The sequence below is a fragment of the Pseudomonas sp. P5_B2 genome (genome assembly GCF_056400445.1).
This window is the reverse complement of sequence record NZ_JBFULH010001324.1, coordinates 1-705: the sequence shown is the minus strand read 5'-3', so window position 1 is coordinate 705 and position 705 is coordinate 1. Positions and strand designations below refer to the sequence as shown.

The following is a 705-nucleotide window of genomic DNA, read 5'->3' as shown; positions in this document are numbered from 1 at the left end:
ACCTGGACCTGACGGTAAGCTTCGCCGCCCGGTTTGCTGCTACCGGGAGCCGCGCGAGCTTCGCCCGTGCGTTCGGCGGCGCCTGGCAGGCCCTTGCTGACGTCGGTGTCGAGGGCGAATACGACGGYGTGAGCCACTTGAATGTCGACCTCATCGCCGGCTTTCAATTTGTCGAGGTTTTTCGCCTCGTCAGTCAGCTGGATAGCAGTCTCTTTGCCTTCAGGCCCTTTCAGGACGACTTGATGTTTCGCGGCGTCGACCGAAACAACTGTCGCGGTGATTTGATCCGCTACCACGTCAGCAGACAGCGGAATCTCCTCAGCCATGGCGCCAAGGCTAACGGCAGACAGCAAGGTTGCGAGGGTGATGGCTTTGGTCAGTGCGTGGAGTTTCATAGGCAATACATTCCTTGGTAATAAATGACAACAGACCGCTCTGGCTCAAGCGTCAGCGCGATGTGTGCCAATGAGCATAGACGGTCTTCCAGAAGTTTTTGCAGTTTCTTTTGCGCTAGATTCTTCGTTGTCGGTGTTTTTCCACTTGCCTTGCGCCAGGTCAGTCAGGTGGCGCGTAGGGCGGCACTTTCGCGTTCGTCCGGGGCTTCTCAGGCCTGCGGATCGTCAACTTCATGGGCGACGTTCACGGCAGGCGAGTTTTTGTGCGATTGCTCGGCCCGGGCATTCAAGTCTCGCCACTGTTCCAGGT

General features: G+C 57.7%; 1 protein-coding gene. It reads right to left on the bottom strand.

From position 1 onward, the window contains the following. Positions 1 to 395: hypothetical protein (locus AC1DRJ_RS31005; protein WP_477805470.1), on the bottom strand; the 395-nt coding region annotated here is incomplete at its 3' end. Positions 396 to 705: the final 310 nt, after the last annotated feature.